The following is an 18,117-nucleotide window of genomic DNA, read 5'->3' as shown; positions in this document are numbered from 1 at the left end:
TGACAGCATGGCCGATACTCCCACGACCCCGCGCTTTGCCCTCCCGCTGCTGGCGATGGCGCAGGCGCAGAAAGAGGTGACGCACAATGAAGCGCTGACCCTGCTCGATGCGCTGACCCATATGGCGGTCGAGGATGGTCCGTGGAACGATCCGCCGACCGCGCCGCTGGAAGGGCAATGCTGGCTGGTCGGTGCCGCCCCGACGGGTGTCTGGGCAGGCGAGGCGGGCGCTGTGGCCATATGGTCCGCCGGAGGATGGCGCTTTGCCCCGCCCCGCGCCGGAATGCGCGCCGTGCGACTGACCGACGATGCGTGGCTGCGGTGCAACGGTGGCGGGTGGGTCGAGCCGGCAACAATAGCGGCCCCCGCAGGCGGTATTACCGTGGATTCCGAGGCGCGATCCGCCATCATGGCATTGATTCTGCACCTCGGCGCGCAGGGCCTTCTGATTTCGGGCTAATTTTGCACCTATTCGCGGGCTAAGTGCGACTTTTGGGCAACATATTGGCGATTTGTTGGGTTGCGCGGAACCAAAGGCGCGAGTAGGACGTCTGACGAGACGTAAAGCTCAATTGAAAGGGGAATTTATTATGAGGAAGCTAGCCGTCGCCGTGGCGTTGGCCTCCACTGCCCTGGCGTCGCCTGCTCTGGCACGCGACAACTCATGGTATGTTGGTGTTGGTGGTGGTGTGATGATCGTTGAGGACATGGACCTCGACATCGGCACCGTCCAGAACGCAGGCACTCTCGATCACCGTAAGGGTTATGACTTCGAAGGTACCGTCGGTTATGACTTCGGCGGTTTCCGCGCAGAAGTCGAAGTCGGCTATCGCGAAGCCGACATCAAGGGCGGCACCTTTGGTGCACCCGGCATTCCGTCGGTTCCGAACGGTGGTGGCGCGTTCACCGGCACGACGCCGCTGAATGGCGACTCCAACGTCCTCAGCTTCATGGTCAACGGCATGCTCGACTTCGGTGACGATGACGGGCTGCAGGGCTTCGTCGGCGGTGGCGCCGGTGTCGCTCGCGTCTCGGTCGAGCCGGTCTTCGCCGGTGCGTTCCTTGACGATTCGGACACGGGCTTTGCCTGGCAGGCGATCGCGGGCATCCGCGCTCCGCTGACCCGCAACTGGGATGCCGGCCTGAAGTATCGTTTCTTCAACGCCGACAATCTTGATCTGGTCGATCAGGGCGGCCGCGACGTTTCGACGCGCTTCCGTTCGCACTCGATCCTGGGCACGCTGACCTACAACTTCGGTGGCGCTGAAGCGGCTCCGGTCGTGGCACCTCCGCCGCCCCCGCCGCCCCCGCCGCCCCCGCCGCCTCCCCCGCCGCCGCCTCCGCCGGTGGTGTGTGAGCCCGGACCGTATATCGTGTACTTCGACTGGGATCAGTCGAACATCACGCCGGAAGCGGCTTCGACGCTCGACAACGCGATCAGCGCATACAACCGTGGTTGCACGGGTACGCAGGTCATGCTCGCCGGTCACGCTGACCGTTCGGGTTCGGCCAAGTACAACGTCGGCCTGTCGCAGCGTCGCAACGACGCGGTTCGCAGCTATCTGACCGCTCGCGGTATCTCGGACGGCTCGATCAGCGCAGAAGCGTTCGGCGAAACCCGCCCGGCCGTTGCAACCGCCGATGGCGTCCGCAACGACCAGAACCGTCGCGTGGAAATCACTTACGGTCCGAACTCGGGCATGTAAGACCGGTTTCCATTCCGATGGAATGGGACGAAAAAGAGGGGCGGTGCCGCAAGGCGCCGCCCTTTCTTTATGGGCGTTTGGTAGTTTTGCGCCGTTATTCGACCGGTACCGACGCCGTGCCGTGAGTCGCGAAGAAACGGATGGTCAGGCCGTCGCTCTAGCGGTGGACGCTGCCCGCGGCGACCCTGCCGCCCGGCTGCATCGCTTCGCCGGCCGCCGCCTTTCCGTCCTGAATTTCAGCGGTGCGGAAACAGGCGGCTTCGTCGCGCAGCGCGCTCGCGGCGAGGGCGCTATCGCGACTTGCCTTTGTGGAATTATGATATACCATGACATAAGGGCATGGGGATGGTCTTGTGCCTCGACGAGGGGCTGGCCGCCGATCGAAGCGCGTGGATCCGCCCCCGAACCGGGAGAGAGATTATGCGCCGACGCCGCAGCATTTTCCGTGCCGACCCGAATGGCGACCCCGACATCAACACGACGCCGCTGATCGACGTCATGCTGGTCATGCTGGTCATGTTCATCATCACCATCCCGCCGCCGACGCACAGCGTCGATGTGACCTTGCCGACCGGGACGGGCGACGTTGAGGTAAGCGACGAAAATCGCGTGACGATCGATACCGCCGACGTCATTCGCTGGAATGCGGAAGCGATTGATCTCGCCCAATTGGGGGCACTGGTGAAGGAAGCGTCCGAGCGCGCCGAGCCCGCAACGATCCTGCTGGAACCCGATGCACGCGCGCGTTACCTGCGCGTCGATCAGGCGATCGGCGCGATCCGGCGCAACGGCGGCGAAAAGCTCGGCTTTCCGGGCATCCACAATTATCGGGATCTGATCTGATCTGAGCGGCCCGGCCCGTGCTGAAAGAACGCACGGGCCGGTCCTATGTCGCATTCGGTCGGTGCCCTCTGCGAGACGCTGGTCCCCGGTCTTCTTGTCCGTTTGCCGTATCGCAGGCATCGTCTGAATATCGGTCCGAGCGAGGAGAGTGCGCGTGTCGAACCAGCAGCGACCCGATAGGGTTTTGGGCGCCGAGGCGGCGCTGGACGCGCGTTTGCGCGCGATTGTGGCGGCCAGCCCGCTTTTCCGCGCAATATGGGATCGCTGGGACGCCATCGCACTTCCCGGCTGCTGGGTGTCGGGAAGTGCGATCGCCCAGACGGTGTGGAACGCCGCTTTCGGTTTTCCGCCCGATCATGGGCTGGCCGATATCGACCTGGTCTATTTCGACGCTGCAGACATGTCCGAGCGTCGCGAAATGCGAGAAGCCGAACGGGTGCGCGGCCTGTTTCCCGACCTGCCGCTAGCGATCGACATCAAGAATGAGGCGCGTGTTCACCTGTGGTACGAAGGCAAGTTCGGTTATCCGATTCCGCCCTATCGTTCGATTGAACATGCGATCACGACCTTCCCCACGACGGCAAGTTCGGTGGCGATCCGGCCCGGGGCCGACTATCTTGAAATCTTTGCGCCTTTTGGGCTGGCGGATATGTTCGGGGGCATCGTCAGGGCGAACAGGACCCAGATTACACAGGATATTTATGAGAGAAAGGTGCGGCGCTGGCACGGCTGCTGGCCGGCGCTGACGATCGTCGGCTGGCACGATGAGGATGGCGCGGACCCTCCTGCTTCGAGGGCTGAAAGATTCGCCTATGCGTCGCCGGGTCGTTTCACGCGGCGGGGGCGGTTCCCGGGCGCAGATAGGACATCATATAGCTGACATAGTCGGCCTTGCCGAGCGGGACGCCCATGTGGCGGAGGATCGAGTAAGCCGCGACGAGGTGAAAATAATATTGGGGCTGCGCCCAGTCGCGAACATAGGTGAGCGCGGTCATGTCGAAGGCCATGCCGTTCGGCAGGTCGAAACCGACAGGGCGGCCGGGATCGCCATCGAAGGTCGCCGCATCGACGGTGTCGAGCCAGGCGAGCGTCGTTGCAATCTGGTTCTGAAGTCCCGCAAAATCGCTGGCATCGTCGGCGAAAGCGGGGGCTCCGGCGGCGCCGAGCCGCGTTGCCGGCTGCATCGCCTGTGCGCAGGTGAAGCGGACCTGTGAGGCCAGCGGGAACATGTCTGGCGCGAGGCGTGCGGCGACGAACTGCAGCTCGCCGACGCCATTTTCCGCCCCCCAGGCGAGCGCCTTGTCGAGCTGGCCCGACAGGGCGCTGAGGCCGTTGGCATAGGCGGGCACGGAAAGATCATAGAGCGTCGTCATGTTACATCCTTCGAAGGGGTGTGCGTCAGGCGGCGGCGAGATTGTCCTGGAACTGGAGCCGCGCGAGGCGGGCGTAGAGGCCGTCGGCCGCGACGAGCGCGTCATGCTTGCCCTCTTCGACGATGCGGCCGTCGTCCATCACGATGATACGGTCGGCGGCGCGCACGGTCGCGAGGCGGTGGGCGATGACGATCGTCGTGCGGTCGTGCATCAGCGTTTCGAGCGCATCCTGCACCAGTTTTTCGGATTCGGCGTCGAGCGCCGAGGTGGCTTCGTCGAGAAGCAGCAGCGGGGCGCGGCGGAGCAGAGCGCGCGCGATCGCGACGCGCTGGCGCTGGCCGCCCGACAAGCGGGCGCCGCCCTCGCCCATGAAGGTGTCGAGGCCCTGCGGCAGCTTGCGCAAAAACTCCTCGGCATTGGCGGCGCGGGCGGCGGCCCACAGCTCATCGTCGCTGGCGTCCCAATTGCCATAGCGCAGATTGTCGCGTGCCGAGGCGGCGAAGATCACGGTTTCCTGCGGCACCATCGCGATACGGGCGCGGATGTCGGCGGGATCGGCCTCTGTCAGCGGCACGCCGTCGAGCAGGATCTGGCCCCCTTGCGGATCGTAGAAGCGCTCGGCGAGCTGGAACAGGGTCGACTTGCCCGCGCCCGAGGGGCCGACGATCGCGATCGTCTCGCGCGGTTGAATGGCGAGCGAGAAATCGTGAAGCGCCGGGGCGTCGGGGCGGGTCGGATAATGAAATTCGACATGGCGAAATTCGAGCGTGCCGACGGCGGGTTCGGGGAAAGCGCGCGGGTTTGCGGGCGGTGCGATGCCGGGTTCGGCGTTGAGGAGCTCGCTCAAACGCTCGGCGGCGCCGGCCGCGCGGAGCAGGTCGCCATAGACTTCGGTGAGCGCGCCGAAAGCACCCGCGACAAGACCGCCGGTGAGGACGAAGGCGGCGATCGTGCCGCCGCTGATCGTCCCCGCGGCAACACCCGCGGCGCCGTACCAAAGCAGCGTCGTGATCGCGCCGAACAGCAGGCCGATGACGATCGCGGTCATCATCGCGCGCAGGCGGATGCGGCGCTTCGCCGTCTCGAAGGTCGATTCAACCGTGGCGGCGAAGCGTGCCGCTTCGCGCGCCTCTTGCCCGAAAGCCTGAACGATCTTCATCGCGCCCAATTGTTCGGCGGTGGTGGCGCCGATGTCGGCGACGCGGTCCTGGCTCGACCGCGAGACATTCTGCAGCTTTCGCCCGAGCAAGACGATCGGCATGATGATCACCGGAATGCCGAGCAATATGCCGCCGGTCAGCTTGGGCGAGAGCGAGAAGAGATAGGCGATCCCGCCGACCCCCATCACCAGATTGCGCAGCGCGACCGAGACGGTGGTGCCGACGACCTGTTCGATGATCGAGGTGTCCGACGTCATCCGCGAGGCGATTTCGGAGGGGCGGTTTTCCTCGAAGAATCCCGGGGCGAGGCTGAGCAGATTGCGCTGAACCGCCTGACGGATATCGGCGACGGTGCGCTCGCCCAGCCAGCTGACGAAGTAAAAGCGGAGCGCGGTGGCGGCGGCGAGGAGCAGCACGATGACATAGAATAGCCGGAAATGCGGGGCGACATCGCCGCCGCCGGCGACGAAGCCGCTGTCGATCATTTCCTTGAACTGCCAGGGAATGGCGAGCGTCGCGAGCGCGGCGACGCATAGTGCGACCGCTGCGATCATCACCTGCAGCGGATAGCGGCTGGCATAATGCCAGATCATGCGGAGGCTGCCGAGCTTGCGGCGGCGCGGTTCCGGCGCTTCGCTCGCTGCGGGAAGGGCGGATGGTTCTGATATTGTCGCCATTGCGATCGCCCTAGCAGCCGCGATGGCGCGGCTCAACGTCGCAGAATGGAGCCGGGCTTCAAAGAGTGTGAAGGGGAGCGCGATGATCGCGCTCCCCTTTATGCATCAGCGGTTGTCGAGCTGGGCGCGCACTGCGCCCAAGATATCGCGGCTGCAACGATTATGATGCATTGCACAATAGAGCCGAAGCCCTAGACTGGCGCCAACAAGCAGGCGCCAAAAGAGCGCCGCTGGGGGCAACGCAAGGAATGAATATGCTCTATCACGCCTTTGAAATGCAGAAGAACTGGCTGGCCGGCGCCAGCGCGCTCGCGACCGCCGGGGCGCAGGCGATGCAACATCCCGCAAATCCGCTGGGCTATTTCGGCGGCAGCCCGATGTTCGCATCGGCGCTGGAGGTTTTTGCCCATGCTGCCGCTCCGCGCGGCAAGCCCGGGTTCGACCTCTTCGAAACCATCGTCGATGGCGAGACGGTGCGGGTGACCGAGGCGATTGAAGCGCGGCGGCCGTTCGGACAGCTCAAGCATTTCAAGCACAAGGGTACGAAGGGCGCCCCCCGGCTGCTGATCGTCGCACCGATGTCGGGCCATTATGCGACGCTGCTGCGCGGCACGGTCGAGCGGATGCTGCCCGGCCACGACGTGTGGATCACCGACTGGCGCGACGCGCGCAACGTGCCGCTGGAAGCGGGCCGGTTCGATCTGGACGATTATGTCGATTATCTGATCGGCTGGCTCGAGCATATCGGTCCCGGCGCGCATGTGCTGGCGGTGTGCCAGCCGTCGGTGCCGAGCCTTGCCGCCGCGGCGATCATGGCGGCCGACAAGCATAAGTGCCGCCCCGCGACGCTGACGATGATGGGCGGGCCGATCGACACGCGCGAGGCGCCGACAGCCGTCAACGCGCATGCGACGAACCGGCCCTATGCCTGGTTCCAGGAAAATGTCATCGCGACGGTTCCCGCCTATTATCCGGGTGCCGGACGCCGCGTTTATCCGGGCTTCCTGCAGCTTGCGGGCTTCATGTCGATGAACCTTGGCAACCATATGATGAGCCATTGGGAGATGTTCAAACATCTGGTCGAGGGCGACGGCGAAAGCGCCGACAAGACCAAGGAGTTTTACGACGAATATCGTGCGGTGTGCGACATGACGTCCGAATTCTATCTCCAGACGGTCGATGTCGTGTTTCAGCGTCATTTGCTGCCGAAGGGAGAGATGCTGCACCGTGGCAAGCCCGTCGACCTGAAGGCGATCGAGGATATTGCGATCCTTGCGATCGAGGGCGAGCGCGACGATATTTCAGGGCTGGGCCAGACCAAGGCGGCGCTGACGCTGGCGAAGTCGCTGCCGGCGGCGAAGAAGAAATATCTGATGGCTGGTGGCGTCGGCCATTACGGGATCTTCAACGGCCGGAAATGGCGTGACGAGATTGCGCCGGCGGTCGAGAAATGGATTCGCAGCAACGGCGGGTGAGGCTGGTTGGCTAATGATCGAAAACTGACCTCTCTCCTCGTCATGCCGGACTTGATCCGGCATCCATTGCCACGCTCGCCGCATGGACCCCGGATCAAGTCCGGGATGACGAGTTTGGGCATGTCAGCTAACCGACCAGTTGTGGACGTTCTGATCCTCCCGGTGGCGAAGTCATGGGGAGGTGGCAGCGCGGAGTGCTGATGGGGGGGCGATGGCGCGGGTGTTCCGGCTCCTCCGCCACGCCCTTTGGGCGCGGTCCCCCTCCCCATCGCTACGCGACAGGGAGGCTTCTAACGTCCGCTTCCCACCCCATGTCAGACGGTCCGTCGGCTTTGATCTGCCCCTAATGCCAGGGCGAGATCCGCACGCTCCAATAGACGAGATAGAGCAGCCCGGCCCACAGCAGCAGGATGAAGATCATGCCGGTGCGGCTCGACGGGCGCTCGCTGGCGGCCTCGGCGGCAGCGTGGAGTTCGGCCCATAGCGGGGCGGCGATCAGGCGGCGGACCGTCCATAATCCCAATGGCACGATGATGAGATCGTCGAGCCAGCCCAGAACGGGAATGAAATCGGGAATGAGGTCGATCGGCGAGAGCGCATAGGCGGCGACGGCTACGGCGAGAAAGCGCGCGAGCCAAGGCACGCGCGGGTCGCGCGCGGCGAGCCAGGCGGCGTGCGCTTCGACGGCGAGGCGGTGGCCCAGATCGCCGATGCGTTCGGATAAGGATTTGCCGGTCATCGCACACATCCTTACTGTCGTTCCATGGCTATCCAACTGAAAAGCGCGCGTGTCGAACGCTGGCCCGTCGCGGGCGAGTTCGTGATCAGCCGCGGCGCCAAGACGCATGTCGATGTCGTCGTCGCCGAGATTGAGGGAGAGGGCGCCGTCGGGCGGGGCGAGGGAACGCCAATCTATTATCTGGGGGAGGATGCGGCGGGGTGCCGCGATCAGTTGCTGCGCGCCGCGCCGCATATCGCCGACATGGGCGCCGCAGAGGCGCGCGCGGCGGTTCAGGAACTGATGGCACCGGGCGCGGCGCGCAATGCGCTCGATTGTGCCTTGTGGGATTTGGAGGCGCGGCAGCGGGGGCTTCGGCTGTGGCAGATCGCCGGCCTCGACGCGGCGCCGACCGCGCGGGTCACCGCCTTCACCATCTCGCTGGGTACGCCCGGCGCGATGGCCGAACGCGCGGCGACGGCGGCGGCCGACGGATATCGCCTGCTCAAGCTCAAGCTGACCGGTGAAGAGGACCGCCTGCGCGTTGCGGCGGTGCGAAAGGGCGCCCCCGAAGCGCGGCTGATCGTCGATGCCAATGAAAGCTGGGGCGAGATCGATATTTTAAGCGAGGCGGAGGCGCTGGCCGACATGGGGGTCGAGATGATCGAGCAGCCGGTGCCGGTCGGTGCCGACGCGCTGCTCGATCCGATTTATGCGCCGCTGCCCTTTGTCGCCGACGAAAGCTGTCACACCGCCGCCGACGTCGCGCGGATCGGCGCCTTTTACGACGGGGTGAATATCAAGCTCGACAAGGCGGGCGGGCTGACCGAGGCGCTGCGGCTGGCCGATGCCGCCGACGCCGCAGGGCTATCGATCATGGTCGGGTGCATGTTGTCGACCAGCCTCGCGATTGGGCCAGCCTTCGTGCTGGCGCAGCGCGCGCGCTGGGTCGATCTGGACGGCCCGGCGCTGCTGGAGCGCGACCGCGAGGGTGGGTTCGAGTTTCGCGAGGGGAGGATCGGGCCGTTTCTTTAGCCCGTTCGCGTCGAGCCCCGTTCGTATCGAGGTAAGTCGAGACACCGATAGAGCGGGCGCTCCCGATGGGTATCTCGACTTCGCTCGATGCAAACGAATCCTATGGTTTAGAGCGCGACTTTGGCGTGTTCGCCGAGTTCGCCTTCTTTCATCGTCATGCCGGTCGCGAGCTTGAACATGCCCTTGATACCCGGATCGGCGGTCCAGATTTCGGCATCGTCGAGATCGAAGCGGAGCAGGACCAGTTTGGGGTCTTCCTTGCCGCCGGGATACCAAGCGGCAATTCCGTTGTTCCACAGCTTGTCGAGCACCGCGCGATCGGTCTCGCGGCGCAGCGTTCCCGAAATACAGGCGAACAGGTCGTGCCCCTTTGACGCGAACTGCGCCATCGCGGGACCGCCGCCCGAGAGCCGGTTGTCGGTGGCGGTGAAAAACCAGAATGCGCCATGCGCATCCTTGTCGAGCTGTGCGTTCATCGGAATGCTATGCTCGCGCTCGCCGGTCTGGCCGACCATCAGATAGGGGCTGTCGGCCAGTGCCTTCCAGAAATGTTTTTTGATGTCGTCGCTCATCGGAAAGTCCTTTCTTTCCCTCGATGAGCGATCAACGCGTGGGCGCCGCCGATGTTGCCCGCTTCAGCGCGGCACAGGCTCTTTGTAGCTGACGATTTCATATTCGATGCCGTCGGGGTCGAAGAAATAGAAGCGGCGGCCGGGTTCGTAGTCGCCGTGGTTGAAGGGGATGAGGCCGACCGCCTTCACCCGCGCCTCGATCGCGTCGAGATCGTCGACCTGCACTCCGACATGATTGAGCGGTTCGCCCTTGGGATAGCGGCTGTTTGCATGTTCGCCGTCGGGGCCGGTGTAGAGCGCGATATAGGCGCGGTCGCTGCCGACATGGATCGTATGACCGCCGTCGCGCGCGGGGCCGCTCCAGCGTTCGTGCCAGCCGAAGATGGCGATCATGATCGAGGCGGTGCGCGCCGGGTCGCTGACGGTCAGGTTCACATGTTCGATAAAGGGGTGCGTCATATTGCTCGCTCCTGATTCGGGTTGACGCAGATCTTTTGCAAGCTCAAGTGAGGTTTAGGTCAAGAGATATTCGGCAAGACCTTTGGACCGACAGGAGGCGAGCATGCACCGGCGCGATCTGATACCCATTGGTGAACTGGCGACGCGAACGGGGGTCGCGGTGTCGGCGATCCGTTTTTACGAAGCGAAGGGGTTGATCGAGGCGCTGCGCACCGGCGGAGGCCAGCGGCGTTTCCTGCGCGCGGATATTCGCCGCGTATCCTTCATTCTGATCGCACAGCAACTGGGGCTGAGCCTTGAGGGGATCGCCGCCGAGCTTAAGCGTCTGCCCGCAGGGCGGACACCCAACGCCGCCGACTGGACGCGGATCAGCACCGGGCTGCGTGCGCGGATCGATGCCCAGATCGTCGCGCTCGCGCGGACGCGCGAGCTGCTCGACAATTGCATCGGTTGCGGTTGCCTCAGCCTGAAAAATTGCGGGCTTTATAACCGCGAGGACAAGGCGGCGCAGTGCGGCGCCGGGCCGCGCTATCTGCTCGGCGATCGCGCGATGGAGATTGCGGAGGTCGGTTGATACGGGACCGGCCCGCGCTCGACAGGCCGGGAAATCGGATGTTATGCCATCATATCAGCCGGTAATCGGCGTTCCTCCGGAGAGGCCCCATGGTGAAACTATTCTATCCGATCCTGCTCGCCGCCGCCGCGATGCACGGAGCGCCCGCCGCCGCCGAGGCGCCGCCATCGCCGCTGATCGGCAGCTGGGCGGTCGACACCGCCCGCCTGACGGTGCCGGCCGAAGCGCGGCCGAAAAGCGTCACTATCACCTATAGCGATGCCGGTGGCGGCAAATGGAAAACGAAAGTCGAAGTCGTCCTGCCGGACGGCAAGGTCGTGCAGGCGACCTCAACCTATGTTCCCGACGGCAGCGTCGTCCCCGTCGAAGGGAATTTCGAGGCCGATATGGCGGCGACACGATTGCCCGAGCCCGGTGTGATGGTAACCGCGCTCGCGCGCGGCGGCATTCCCGGGTCGATGCGCACCTACACCGTTTCCGCCGACGGGGATGCGATGACCGAGACGGTTGTCTATTTCCAATCCGGGGGCGTGCCCGCGATGCGGACGAACCACTTTAACCGCGTGCGCTGAGGACCGCGGCTTTGGGGTGGGGTAAATCTGTCATTTCCCTCTCCCGTCGGGAGAGGGATACGCAGGGTTGGTTGCGGAGCAACCTAGCCGAAGTTGGGTGAGGGGATCGCCGGTAGATTACGGAACTGCCGGTTGCGGAACCTCACACACCCTCACCCAACCCTCTCCCAAAGGGAGAGGGCTTTAGTCACCGGGGGCGGGGCGTTTCGGCCGCCAGCCGATCTTCATTCCGTCGCAGGAACGCTGGTCAGACCGCCGGAAGCCGTTCGATTTCGGGAGCGCTGGCGAGGCACGGACCGAGTCTGGCGCCGAGGGTGCGGAAATGGTCGGAGGCGCGGTGCGCTTCGACCGCCGCATCGTCGTCATAGCATTCGAGCACCTTGTAAATGCCGGTCTCGCTGGTGCGGAATAGCTTGTAATAGCTGTTGCCGGGCTCGTTCGCGCGCACCGCAGGGGCGAGTTCGGCGAAGACGGCTTCGAATTCGCCCTCCTTGCCGGGTTGGACGCGCAGCGTTGCGATTACTCCAATTCCACTCATCACACTCTCCTGATGTCAGGGCTTCAGATCGGGATCGACGGTCCAGCCGTCCTCGACCTGCACGCCGAAGCTGTTCAATATCATCGAAACCTGGGTGTATTGGCCGACGGTCATGACAAGGTCCATGCGGCCCTTGTCGCCAAGCGACGCGAGCGCGGCCCAGCTCGCATCGCTGATATGATGATCGCCGTTCAGTTCGTCGATCGCGCGGAGCATCGCGCGGTCGAGGTCGCTCCAGCCGGGGGCGTCGGGCCCCGCCTTGATGCGGGCGATTTCGTCTTCGGTGAGGCCACAGTCGAGGCCGATGCGCTTGTGCTGCGTCCACTCATATCCCGAACGGCAGTTATAGCCGGTGCGCAGGATGACGAGTTCGCGGTCGCGGGGCGAAAGTGCGCTGCGCTTCGACAGGATATAATTGCCCCAGCCGAGGAAGGCGGTCAGCGCCTTGGGGGCGTGGGCGAGGGTACGGAAAATATTGAGGATCCGCCCGCCCCCGACCCGGCCACCATCGGTAGCCAGGAAGGGTTCGAGTGCGGAACGCTGGTCGGCATCGAGCCGGTCCAGATCGACCGGCTCGATACGCGGAGCGTCGAGACGCATCAGAAGATCTCGAACAGACCCGCCGCGCCCTGACCGCCACCGATGCACATGGTGACGACGGCATATTTGGCGCCGCGGCGCTTGCCTTCGATCAGCGCGTGGCCGGTGCAGCGCGCGCCGGTCATGCCGAAGGGGTGGCCGATCGAGATCGAGCCGCCGTTGACGTTGAGCAGCTCATTGGGGATGCCCAGCGTGTCGCGGCAGTAGAGAACCTGCACGGCAAAGGCTTCGTTGAGTTCCCAGAGGCCGATATCGTCCATTTTGAGGTTGAAGCGTTCGAGCAGCTTCGGGATCGCGAAAACGGGGCCGATGCCCATTTCGTCGGGCTCGGTGCCCGCAACCGCCATGCCGACATAGCGGCCGAGCGGGTTCAGGCCGCGCTTTTCCGCTACCTTGGCTTCCATCACGACGACGGCCGACGAACCGTCGGCGAGCTGGCTGGCGTTGCCTGCGGTGATCGTGTGGCCTTCGCCCATCACCGGCTTCAGGCTGAGCAGTCCTTCGAGAGTGGTGTCGGGACGGTTGCACTCGTCCTTGTCGGCGACGACTTCATGGAACGAAATTTCCTTCGTTTCCTTGTCCATCACGCCCATCGTCGCCTTGCAGGCGACGATCTCGTCAGCATATTTGCCCGCAGCCTGCGCAGCGGCAGTGCGCTGCTGCGACTGGAACGAATATTCGTCCTGCGCTTCGCGGCTGATGTTATAACGCTTGGCGACGACCTCTGCCGTGCCGATCATCGGCATATAGGTGTCCTTGTGCATCGCGAGCAGTTCGGCGTCGGTTTCGATAAACACTTTGCCGCTGCCGCTGACCTTCGAGATGCTTTCGACGCCGCCAGCGACGCAAATGTCCTGACGGTCGACGATGATCTGCTTCGCGGCGGTGGCGATGGTCATCAGGCCCGACGAGCATTGGCGGTCGATCGACATGCCGGGGACGGTGACGGGCAGGCCGGCGCGCAGGCCGATCAGGCGCGCGACGTTCATCGTCTGCGAACCCTGCTGCATCGCGGCGCCGAATACGACGTCATCGATTTCGCCGCCTTCGAGGCCGGCGCGCTCTACTGCAGCGCGGACCGAATAGGCGCCCAGCGTCGGCGCGAGGGTGTTGTTGAACGAGCCGCGGCCCGCCTTGGTCAGCGGGGTGCGGGCGGTGGAAACGATGACGGCGTCACGCATGATGAACTTCCTTCTTGGTCAATCTGAACAGGTCTTTGCCGGGGAGGGCAGGATCAGACGAAAAACTGCGTGATCCATTCGGCGATCAGCGCGGGCTTTTCCTCGCCTTCGATCTCGATCGTGATTTCGTTGGTCTGCTGCCACTGGCCCGGACGCTTTTCGTCGAGCTCGAGCAATTTGATGTGGCTGCGCACGCGCTTGCCCGAGCGGACGGGCGCGAGGAAGCGGACTTTGTTGCCGCCGTAGTTGACGCCCATTTTGACATCGGCGACCTTGGGGCCGTCGGTGCTGGCGCCGAGCATCGGGATCAGCGACAGGGTCAGGAAACCATGGGCGATGGTGCCGCCGAACGGAGTCAGCTTCGCCTTTTCGACGTCGATATGGATGAACTGATGATCGCCGGTCGCGTCGGCGAATTTGTTGATCATCTCCTGATCCACCAGCACCCAATCCGAGGTGCCGAGATGCTCGCCGACCTTGGCCTGCAGTTCCTGTGGCGTGATTCCGCCCATCGATCTTCCCCTATCCTATCTTGTGAGGCGGGGTTTCTAGGCCGGTCGGGCGCCAAAGCACAAGGGCCAAGCTTTTGCGCCGCAGCGCCGTAGCGTCAGGCGGGCTTGGCGGCCTTTGCGGCGCCCGCTTTGGCCCGGGAAGACTCGGCATAGGGCATGATCATCGTGCCGTCGGGCGCGGCGGTGAAGGTCGTCTGCGTCGGATAGGCGAATTCATATCCCGCCGCCGCCATCGCCTCGAACAGGCGGATGCCGATGTCGGTCCGCGCCGCCGCGACGACGTCGAAATCGTCGCTGAACACATCGAAGAGCAATTCGAAATCGAGGCTCGACGGGCCGAAGGTCAGGAAGCTGGAGCGGATGAACTCATGCGCCCCGGCCTCGACCTGCGCCTGAAGCAAGGCGGGCAGATCGCGCAGCATCGCGGGGGTCGTCTGATAGATGACGCCGATCCGGAAGGTGATGCGGCGGCGGTGGAGGTTGGCGAAATTGGTGATTTCCTTGCCCAGCAAATTGGTGTTTGAAATGACCAGAAGTTCGCCATTGAGCGATCGCAGCCGCGTGCTTTTCAGCCCGATGCGTTCGACCGTCGCGGTGCTCGTGTCATATTTGATCGTCTCGCCGACGCGGAACGGGCGGTCGAAGATGATCGATAGCGACGCGAACAGGTCGGAAAAAATCCCCTGCGCGGCAAGGCCGATCGCGATTCCGCCGATGCCGAGGCCAGCGACCAGCCCGGTGACATTGACCCCCATATTGTCGAGGATGACGATCGCGGCGATCGCGAACAGCGCGACGCTGATCAGCAGGCGGATGATCCCCATCGCATTGGACAATGTTTCATTATGCCCGTCGGAGGCGCGGCGCTGGATCAGGCCGATAATGATCTCGCGCGCCCAGATCGCGACCTGCAACACCACCGCGACGGTGAAGACGAAATTGATCGTGGCCATGATGATCGCGGGTGGCTGAGCGTAGCCCGCGACCATCCGGATCGCGACGATGGCGAGGACAGCCGATTTGGTCTTGTGAAGGACGCGCCCGACAATGTCCGTCAGCGTGAACTGGCCGGGGGCCGCCTGCGCGCGCCTGAGCGCAAAACCGCGGGTCATCGACAGCAGGAAATAGATGGCAAGGCCCGCCCCCACGGCAATCGCGATCTGCAGCCAATGCGAATCGACCCACGCGACGCTGCTGTCCCACCACAGGCGGAGCTGGGCATCGGGTCGAGCGGTCGCAGCGGCAAGGAAATGCAAGGTCACGTCGGTTCTTTCGGGGGTGAGAGGTGGTTGGGCCGGGATCGGCAAGCTAGGGCTGGCTGGCGCATTTGCAATGCGGAATTCAACGTCCCTCGCGTGCCGATGCGGTGAAGGGGGCGTGCCCCGTGCGGTTGCCTCGACCAACGTGTCGCGGTGGCGGAGGTTCCCGCCGGCGAAGGGAAGTGTCCGGCTGGGCGCGGTCAGTTTTCGATGCTGTCCGCGCGATTGCGCCGCGCCGTGGCCGCGCGCAAGAGGTTGTCGCCCGCATTTTGCGCAATGCGGCGGGCCGGCACCTCCAGGCCGATATGGAGGAGGTGCGATACCGCCAGCGTCAGCGCGACAAAGGCGATGATCGCAACGGGCGCGACGCGGAGCGGATCAGCGACGAAGAAGAGTTTGAAGAGTATCCACAGGAAGAAGTGCGACAGATAGACCGCATAGCTGATGTCGCCCAGCCATTGCGCGAGCTTGCCCGAGAGCGGTGGCCGCGACAGCTGCGAGACCTGAAGTGCGAGGCCGACGATCGCGACCATGGCGATCGGCACGGCGGCCGGTTGTGACAGGCCCGTCACCAGCAAAATTCCGGCAACGGCCGCCAGTCCCGCCAGCGTGGCATGGATGATGGCGGCGCCCTGTTTCCGGTTTCGCTGTACGCTCCACCATTGGCACAGCAGGATTCCCATGGTGAATTCGATCAGGCAGCGCGCAAGGCCGGTGACGGGGATGTCGTCGCCGATGCCGGTTCGGCCGGTCGCGGCAAACCAGAGGCCGAGCCCGGCCGATAGCGCGAGGACAAGGCCTGGAAAGGACCATGGCCCGACCGTCCGCCGCGCTAGCCACCCCCCCGCCATGGCGAGCAGCAGATAGGCCGCCCATTCGGTCGAGATCGACCAGGCGGGGTCATTCCATCGCAGTTGATCGCCAAAGCCCCAATTCTGGATTAGCAGGAAATGAGCGGGCAATTGCGCGAAGGCATAATGGTCGCCGGGATCGCGCCCGCTGGCCAGCAGCGCGAGCGCGAACAGCGCCATCGCCGACAGAATGGCGAGATGGAGCGGAAAGATGCGGGCGAAGCGCCGCACGATGAAGCGCGGCGCGGCGCGGGCGCCCTGGTCGCGAAATTGCGCGCCATAATTCCACCAGAGCACGAAGCCCGACAGCACGAAGAACAGGTCGACCGCCAGATAGCCTTGAGCGAGCCAGGCGATGACATGATCGGACAGGAATCCGCTCATGCCCCCGCGAATATGGTAAAACAGCACCGCAAGCGCCGCGATCCCGCGCAGCCCGGTCAGGGTGGGCAGCAAGATTTTCGGCGTGGTGGCCGTCATGTTCTGGCGAAGCCCCGGGGTTGCATCTGCGGCCGCCAGCCCGCTTCGCGTTCGCGGCGGCGGCAATAGGTTGAAAGCCCGATTTCGAGTGCCAGCATCATATAGATGAACGGCTGGAAGGCGATGCCGACGAACAGCGACCCGACGAGATAGACGATGTGACCGTGCTGGAGCGCGGTGGCAAAGGGCGCGATCCATTCCTCTTCCGCACGTCGCGTCTTGAGGTAGCGTCGCCGCGTCCGTTCCATCTGCACCAGCCCGGCGAAGTGCAGCAACAACCAGAGGGCCAAGCCCGGAAAGCCTTGTTCGCCCAGCATTTCGAAATAGCCGCTGTGATAGGCGCGCGCGCGTTCCTCATAGGCGCCGGCTTCGGCATCCGGTGCGTTTCCGGGGCCCGCCGCCTTTTCGACGCGGACATGATTCTGAAGATAGGCGTTGAACCCGCCGCCGAGCGGATTTTCCTTCACATAGTCCCAGGTCCATTTCCACACTGCGACGCGGGTCGAAGCCGACTGGTCGGCCTTATAGCCCTGAATTGTTTCCATCCGCTGTGTATAGCTTTGCGGCAGGAGCGGGATGGCGGCGGCGACGAGAAGGCCGGCGCCGGCGATGTAGAGCAGGCGGTGCCTGACCGCGCGGAGCGACAGGACCGCGAGGACCGCAAGGCAGACGAGGCCGGTGCGCGCCTGCGTCCCGATCGGCAGCAGCATGCAGGCGAAGGCGAGGGCAAAGCAGAACAGGGACACCCGCCAGTCGGGTGGGAAAATCGTGCCGTGGCGGCGATACCAGAGGATCAGCGGGATGATCGAGATGGCAACCGTCGACATGGTGCTGCCTTCGTAAAGGCCGTAATTTTCGTTGAGCAGCAGTTGCAGCTGACCATAGCCGCCGCCGCCGCCCGCTGTCTTGAGTCCGCCGGCGATCGCGATCGAAGCCGCCGACAACAGCATGATCAGCGCCAGCGCCTCGATCCGCAGCTTGGTGCGGAGCGTCAGCGGCAGGAAGATCGCCCAGACGAGCGCCTTCCACACCCAGCTCCATTTATCCTGCGCCTCGACCGGGAAATCGGCCATCGTCGTCGTCATCCAGCAATAGCCGAGCAGCATGACGAGCAGCGATTGCCGTCCTGACCAGCGCGTGTCGCGCTTGTCATCGGCAAACAGCCAGCCGCCGATCGCGAGGCCAAAGACGATCAGCGAGATCGGGATCGAGTTGATCAGGAAATAGCTGAGGCGTTGCGGCGCGACGATGTCGATGTAGCAAAAGCACAGGACGAACAGGAACGGTCGGCGAAAGCCGAGTCCGATGAAGGCGAACAAAAAGGCGATGAAGGCAATGTCACGCATCGCGAGGCGTGTCCCGGCCGGTCATGTCGGCGTCGCGGCGTTGTTCCCACAGCTTGCGCGGGCTGACCTCCTGATCGAGATCGTCGCGGTGGAGCAGGCGCCAGAGCGCGATCGCCATCAGCACATGGGTCAGGGCAATGGAAAGATTGTCGACCATCGGTCCGGTAACGCCTTGCTTTCTTTCGC

Annotated in this window: 22 protein-coding genes; 8 read left to right on the top strand and 14 right to left on the bottom strand. The window is 64.2% G+C overall.

The annotated features are described in order from the left end of the window. Window positions 1-7: 7 nt before the first annotated feature. Window positions 8-460, top strand: a complete 453-nt coding sequence (locus tag ACSYDV_RS20460) for a DUF2793 domain-containing protein (RefSeq protein ID WP_438325856.1) — start codon at window positions 8-10, stop codon at window positions 458-460. Between the two features lie 130 nt (window positions 461-590). Then, window positions 591-1,706: an OmpA family protein gene (locus tag ACSYDV_RS20455; protein ID WP_438325855.1), complete on the top strand. Its 1,116-nt coding sequence runs from the start codon at window positions 591-593 to the stop codon at window positions 1,704-1,706. Between the two features lie 157 nt (window positions 1,707-1,863). Here ACSYDV_RS20455 and ACSYDV_RS20450 read toward each other — a convergent pair whose 3' ends face one another. After that, window positions 1,864-2,034, bottom strand: coding sequence for a hypothetical protein (locus ACSYDV_RS20450; RefSeq protein WP_438325854.1), 171 nt, complete (start codon window positions 2,032-2,034; stop codon window positions 1,864-1,866). Window positions 2,035-2,126: 92 nt separating this feature from the next. On the opposite strand from ACSYDV_RS20450, the gene ACSYDV_RS20445 reads away from it, so the two are divergent. Continuing rightward, window positions 2,127-2,549 (top strand): ExbD/TolR family protein, encoded by a 423-nt coding sequence (locus tag ACSYDV_RS20445; protein WP_438325852.1) that lies wholly within the window; start codon window positions 2,127-2,129, stop codon window positions 2,547-2,549. A 154-nt stretch (window positions 2,550-2,703) separates the two neighbouring features. Then, window positions 2,704-3,429, top strand: a complete 726-nt coding sequence (locus tag ACSYDV_RS20440; RefSeq protein ID WP_438325851.1) for a nucleotidyltransferase family protein — start codon at window positions 2,704-2,706, stop codon at window positions 3,427-3,429. Here ACSYDV_RS20440 and ACSYDV_RS20435 read toward each other — a convergent pair. Then, entirely contained in the window at window positions 3,380-3,922 is a 543-nt protein-coding gene (locus tag ACSYDV_RS20435; RefSeq protein ID WP_438325850.1) for a DUF1993 domain-containing protein, read from the bottom strand. The genes ACSYDV_RS20440 and ACSYDV_RS20435 overlap by 50 nt on opposite strands. A 25-nt stretch (window positions 3,923-3,947) precedes the next feature. After that, a complete protein-coding gene (locus ACSYDV_RS20430; protein ID WP_438325849.1) occupies window positions 3,948-5,759 on the bottom strand; it encodes an ABC transporter transmembrane domain-containing protein in 1,812 nt (603 codons plus the stop codon). Between the two features lie 254 nt (window positions 5,760-6,013). On the opposite strand from ACSYDV_RS20430, the gene ACSYDV_RS20425 reads away from it, so the two are divergent. Beyond that, window positions 6,014-7,234, top strand: a complete 1,221-nt coding sequence (locus tag ACSYDV_RS20425) for a polyhydroxyalkanoate depolymerase (RefSeq protein ID WP_438325847.1) — start codon at window positions 6,014-6,016, stop codon at window positions 7,232-7,234. Window positions 7,235-7,577: 343 nt separating this feature from the next. Here the strand turns inward: ACSYDV_RS20425 and ACSYDV_RS20420 are convergent, their stop codons facing one another. Further along, window positions 7,578-7,973, bottom strand: a complete 396-nt coding sequence (locus ACSYDV_RS20420; RefSeq protein ID WP_438325845.1) for a YkvA family protein — start codon at window positions 7,971-7,973, stop codon at window positions 7,578-7,580. Window positions 7,974-7,997: 24 nt separating this feature from the next. Between ACSYDV_RS20420 and ACSYDV_RS20415 the strand changes: the two genes are divergently transcribed. Continuing rightward, window positions 7,998-8,987 (top strand): dipeptide epimerase, encoded by a 990-nt coding sequence (locus ACSYDV_RS20415; RefSeq protein WP_438325844.1) that lies wholly within the window; start codon window positions 7,998-8,000, stop codon window positions 8,985-8,987. Between the two features lie 107 nt (window positions 8,988-9,094). Here the strand turns inward: ACSYDV_RS20415 and ACSYDV_RS20410 are convergent, their stop codons facing one another. Further along, window positions 9,095-9,559 carry a pyridoxamine 5'-phosphate oxidase family protein gene (locus ACSYDV_RS20410; protein ID WP_438325843.1) on the bottom strand — a complete coding sequence of 155 codons (465 nt, stop codon included), beginning with the start codon at window positions 9,557-9,559 and terminating at the stop codon, window positions 9,095-9,097. A gap of 63 nt (window positions 9,560-9,622) precedes the next feature. Continuing rightward, the gene (locus ACSYDV_RS20405) at window positions 9,623-10,018 is read right to left on the bottom strand and encodes a VOC family protein (protein WP_438325841.1); all 396 of its coding nucleotides are present in this window, start codon (window positions 10,016-10,018) and stop codon (window positions 9,623-9,625) included. 103 nt (window positions 10,019-10,121) lie between these two features. Between ACSYDV_RS20405 and soxR the strand changes: the two genes are divergently transcribed. After that, complete coding sequence (gene soxR / locus ACSYDV_RS20400) at window positions 10,122-10,592, top strand: redox-sensitive transcriptional activator SoxR (protein WP_438325840.1); 471 nt, start codon at window positions 10,122-10,124, stop codon at window positions 10,590-10,592. Window positions 10,593-10,681: 89 nt separating this feature from the next. Then, the gene (locus ACSYDV_RS20395) at window positions 10,682-11,164 is read left to right on the top strand and encodes a hypothetical protein (RefSeq protein WP_438325839.1); all 483 of its coding nucleotides are present in this window, start codon (window positions 10,682-10,684) and stop codon (window positions 11,162-11,164) included. 247 nt (window positions 11,165-11,411) lie between these two features. On the opposite strand, the gene ACSYDV_RS20390 is transcribed toward ACSYDV_RS20395, so the two are convergent. The 8 genes from ACSYDV_RS20390 to ACSYDV_RS20355 form a co-directional block, all read right to left on the bottom strand. Then, on the bottom strand, window positions 11,412-11,702 hold the full coding sequence (locus ACSYDV_RS20390) for a putative quinol monooxygenase (RefSeq protein WP_438325838.1): 291 nt from the start codon (window positions 11,700-11,702) through the stop codon (window positions 11,412-11,414). Window positions 11,703-11,717: 15 nt separating this feature from the next. Beyond that, window positions 11,718-12,302 carry a carboxymuconolactone decarboxylase family protein gene (locus ACSYDV_RS20385; RefSeq protein WP_438325837.1) on the bottom strand — a complete coding sequence of 195 codons (585 nt, stop codon included), beginning with the start codon at window positions 12,300-12,302 and terminating at the stop codon, window positions 11,718-11,720. Further along, window positions 12,302-13,483: an acetyl-CoA C-acyltransferase gene (locus tag ACSYDV_RS20380; protein ID WP_438325836.1), complete on the bottom strand. Its 1,182-nt coding sequence runs from the start codon at window positions 13,481-13,483 to the stop codon at window positions 12,302-12,304. Before ACSYDV_RS20380 ends, ACSYDV_RS20385 begins: the two co-directional genes overlap by 1 nt. A gap of 53 nt (window positions 13,484-13,536) precedes the next feature. Then, window positions 13,537-13,995, bottom strand: a complete 459-nt coding sequence (locus ACSYDV_RS20375) for a MaoC family dehydratase (protein WP_438325834.1) — start codon at window positions 13,993-13,995, stop codon at window positions 13,537-13,539. A gap of 95 nt (window positions 13,996-14,090) precedes the next feature. After that, window positions 14,091-15,251, bottom strand: a complete 1,161-nt coding sequence (locus ACSYDV_RS20370) for a mechanosensitive ion channel family protein (RefSeq protein WP_438326008.1) — start codon at window positions 15,249-15,251, stop codon at window positions 14,091-14,093. A gap of 203 nt (window positions 15,252-15,454) precedes the next feature. Next, complete coding sequence (locus tag ACSYDV_RS20365) at window positions 15,455-16,585, bottom strand: acyltransferase family protein (RefSeq protein WP_438325833.1); 1,131 nt, start codon at window positions 16,583-16,585, stop codon at window positions 15,455-15,457. After that, window positions 16,582-17,931 (bottom strand): putative O-glycosylation ligase, exosortase A system-associated, encoded by a 1,350-nt coding sequence (locus ACSYDV_RS20360; protein WP_438325832.1) that lies wholly within the window; start codon window positions 17,929-17,931, stop codon window positions 16,582-16,584. The genes ACSYDV_RS20365 and ACSYDV_RS20360 overlap by 4 nt, the downstream gene beginning before the upstream one ends. Continuing rightward, window positions 17,924-18,088 (bottom strand): hypothetical protein, encoded by a 165-nt coding sequence (locus tag ACSYDV_RS20355; protein WP_438325831.1) that lies wholly within the window; start codon window positions 18,086-18,088, stop codon window positions 17,924-17,926. Before ACSYDV_RS20355 ends, ACSYDV_RS20360 begins: the two co-directional genes overlap by 8 nt. Window positions 18,089-18,117: the final 29 nt, after the last annotated feature.

The sequence above is a fragment of the Sphingopyxis selenitireducens genome (assembly GCF_051550705.1).
Classification (GTDB): Bacteria; Pseudomonadota; Alphaproteobacteria; order Sphingomonadales; family Sphingomonadaceae; genus Sphingopyxis.
This window is presented reverse-complemented; position numbering and strand designations above follow the sequence as displayed.

What these genes read in the sequence shown, in the direction of transcription:
- ACSYDV_RS20460 (WP_438325856.1), top strand. Translation starts at nt 8, where the DNA reads ATGGCCGATACTCCCACGACCCCGCGCTTTGCCCTCCCGCTGCTGGCG.
- ACSYDV_RS20455 (WP_438325855.1), top strand. Translation starts at nt 591, where the DNA reads ATGAGGAAGCTAGCCGTCGCCGTGGCGTTGGCCTCCACTGCCCTGGCG.
- ACSYDV_RS20450 (WP_438325854.1), bottom strand. Translation starts at nt 2,034, where the DNA reads ATGGTATATCATAATTCCACAAAGGCAAGTCGCGATAGCGCCCTCGCC.
- ACSYDV_RS20445 (WP_438325852.1), top strand. Translation starts at nt 2,127, where the DNA reads ATGCGCCGACGCCGCAGCATTTTCCGTGCCGACCCGAATGGCGACCCC.
- ACSYDV_RS20435 (WP_438325850.1), bottom strand. Translation starts at nt 3,922, where the DNA reads ATGACGACGCTCTATGATCTTTCCGTGCCCGCCTATGCCAACGGCCTC.
- ACSYDV_RS20430 (WP_438325849.1), bottom strand. Translation starts at nt 5,759, where the DNA reads ATGGCGACAATATCAGAACCATCCGCCCTTCCCGCAGCGAGCGAAGCG.
- ACSYDV_RS20425 (WP_438325847.1), top strand. Translation starts at nt 6,014, where the DNA reads ATGCTCTATCACGCCTTTGAAATGCAGAAGAACTGGCTGGCCGGCGCC.
- ACSYDV_RS20420 (WP_438325845.1), bottom strand. Translation starts at nt 7,973, where the DNA reads ATGACCGGCAAATCCTTATCCGAACGCATCGGCGATCTGGGCCACCGC.
- ACSYDV_RS20415 (WP_438325844.1), top strand. Translation starts at nt 7,998, where the DNA reads ATGGCTATCCAACTGAAAAGCGCGCGTGTCGAACGCTGGCCCGTCGCG.
- ACSYDV_RS20410 (WP_438325843.1), bottom strand. Translation starts at nt 9,559, where the DNA reads ATGAGCGACGACATCAAAAAACATTTCTGGAAGGCACTGGCCGACAGC.
- ACSYDV_RS20405 (WP_438325841.1), bottom strand. Translation starts at nt 10,018, where the DNA reads ATGACGCACCCCTTTATCGAACATGTGAACCTGACCGTCAGCGACCCG.
- soxR (WP_438325840.1), top strand. Translation starts at nt 10,122, where the DNA reads ATGCACCGGCGCGATCTGATACCCATTGGTGAACTGGCGACGCGAACG.
- ACSYDV_RS20395 (WP_438325839.1), top strand. Translation starts at nt 10,682, where the DNA reads ATGGTGAAACTATTCTATCCGATCCTGCTCGCCGCCGCCGCGATGCAC.
- ACSYDV_RS20390 (WP_438325838.1), bottom strand. Translation starts at nt 11,702, where the DNA reads ATGAGTGGAATTGGAGTAATCGCAACGCTGCGCGTCCAACCCGGCAAG.
- ACSYDV_RS20385 (WP_438325837.1), bottom strand. Translation starts at nt 12,302, where the DNA reads ATGCGTCTCGACGCTCCGCGTATCGAGCCGGTCGATCTGGACCGGCTC.
- ACSYDV_RS20380 (WP_438325836.1), bottom strand. Translation starts at nt 13,483, where the DNA reads ATGCGTGACGCCGTCATCGTTTCCACCGCCCGCACCCCGCTGACCAAG.
- ACSYDV_RS20375 (WP_438325834.1), bottom strand. Translation starts at nt 13,995, where the DNA reads ATGGGCGGAATCACGCCACAGGAACTGCAGGCCAAGGTCGGCGAGCAT.
- ACSYDV_RS20365 (WP_438325833.1), bottom strand. Translation starts at nt 16,585, where the DNA reads ATGACGGCCACCACGCCGAAAATCTTGCTGCCCACCCTGACCGGGCTG.
- ACSYDV_RS20360 (WP_438325832.1), bottom strand. Translation starts at nt 17,931, where the DNA reads ATGCGTGACATTGCCTTCATCGCCTTTTTGTTCGCCTTCATCGGACTC.
- ACSYDV_RS20355 (WP_438325831.1), bottom strand. Translation starts at nt 18,088, where the DNA reads ATGGTCGACAATCTTTCCATTGCCCTGACCCATGTGCTGATGGCGATC.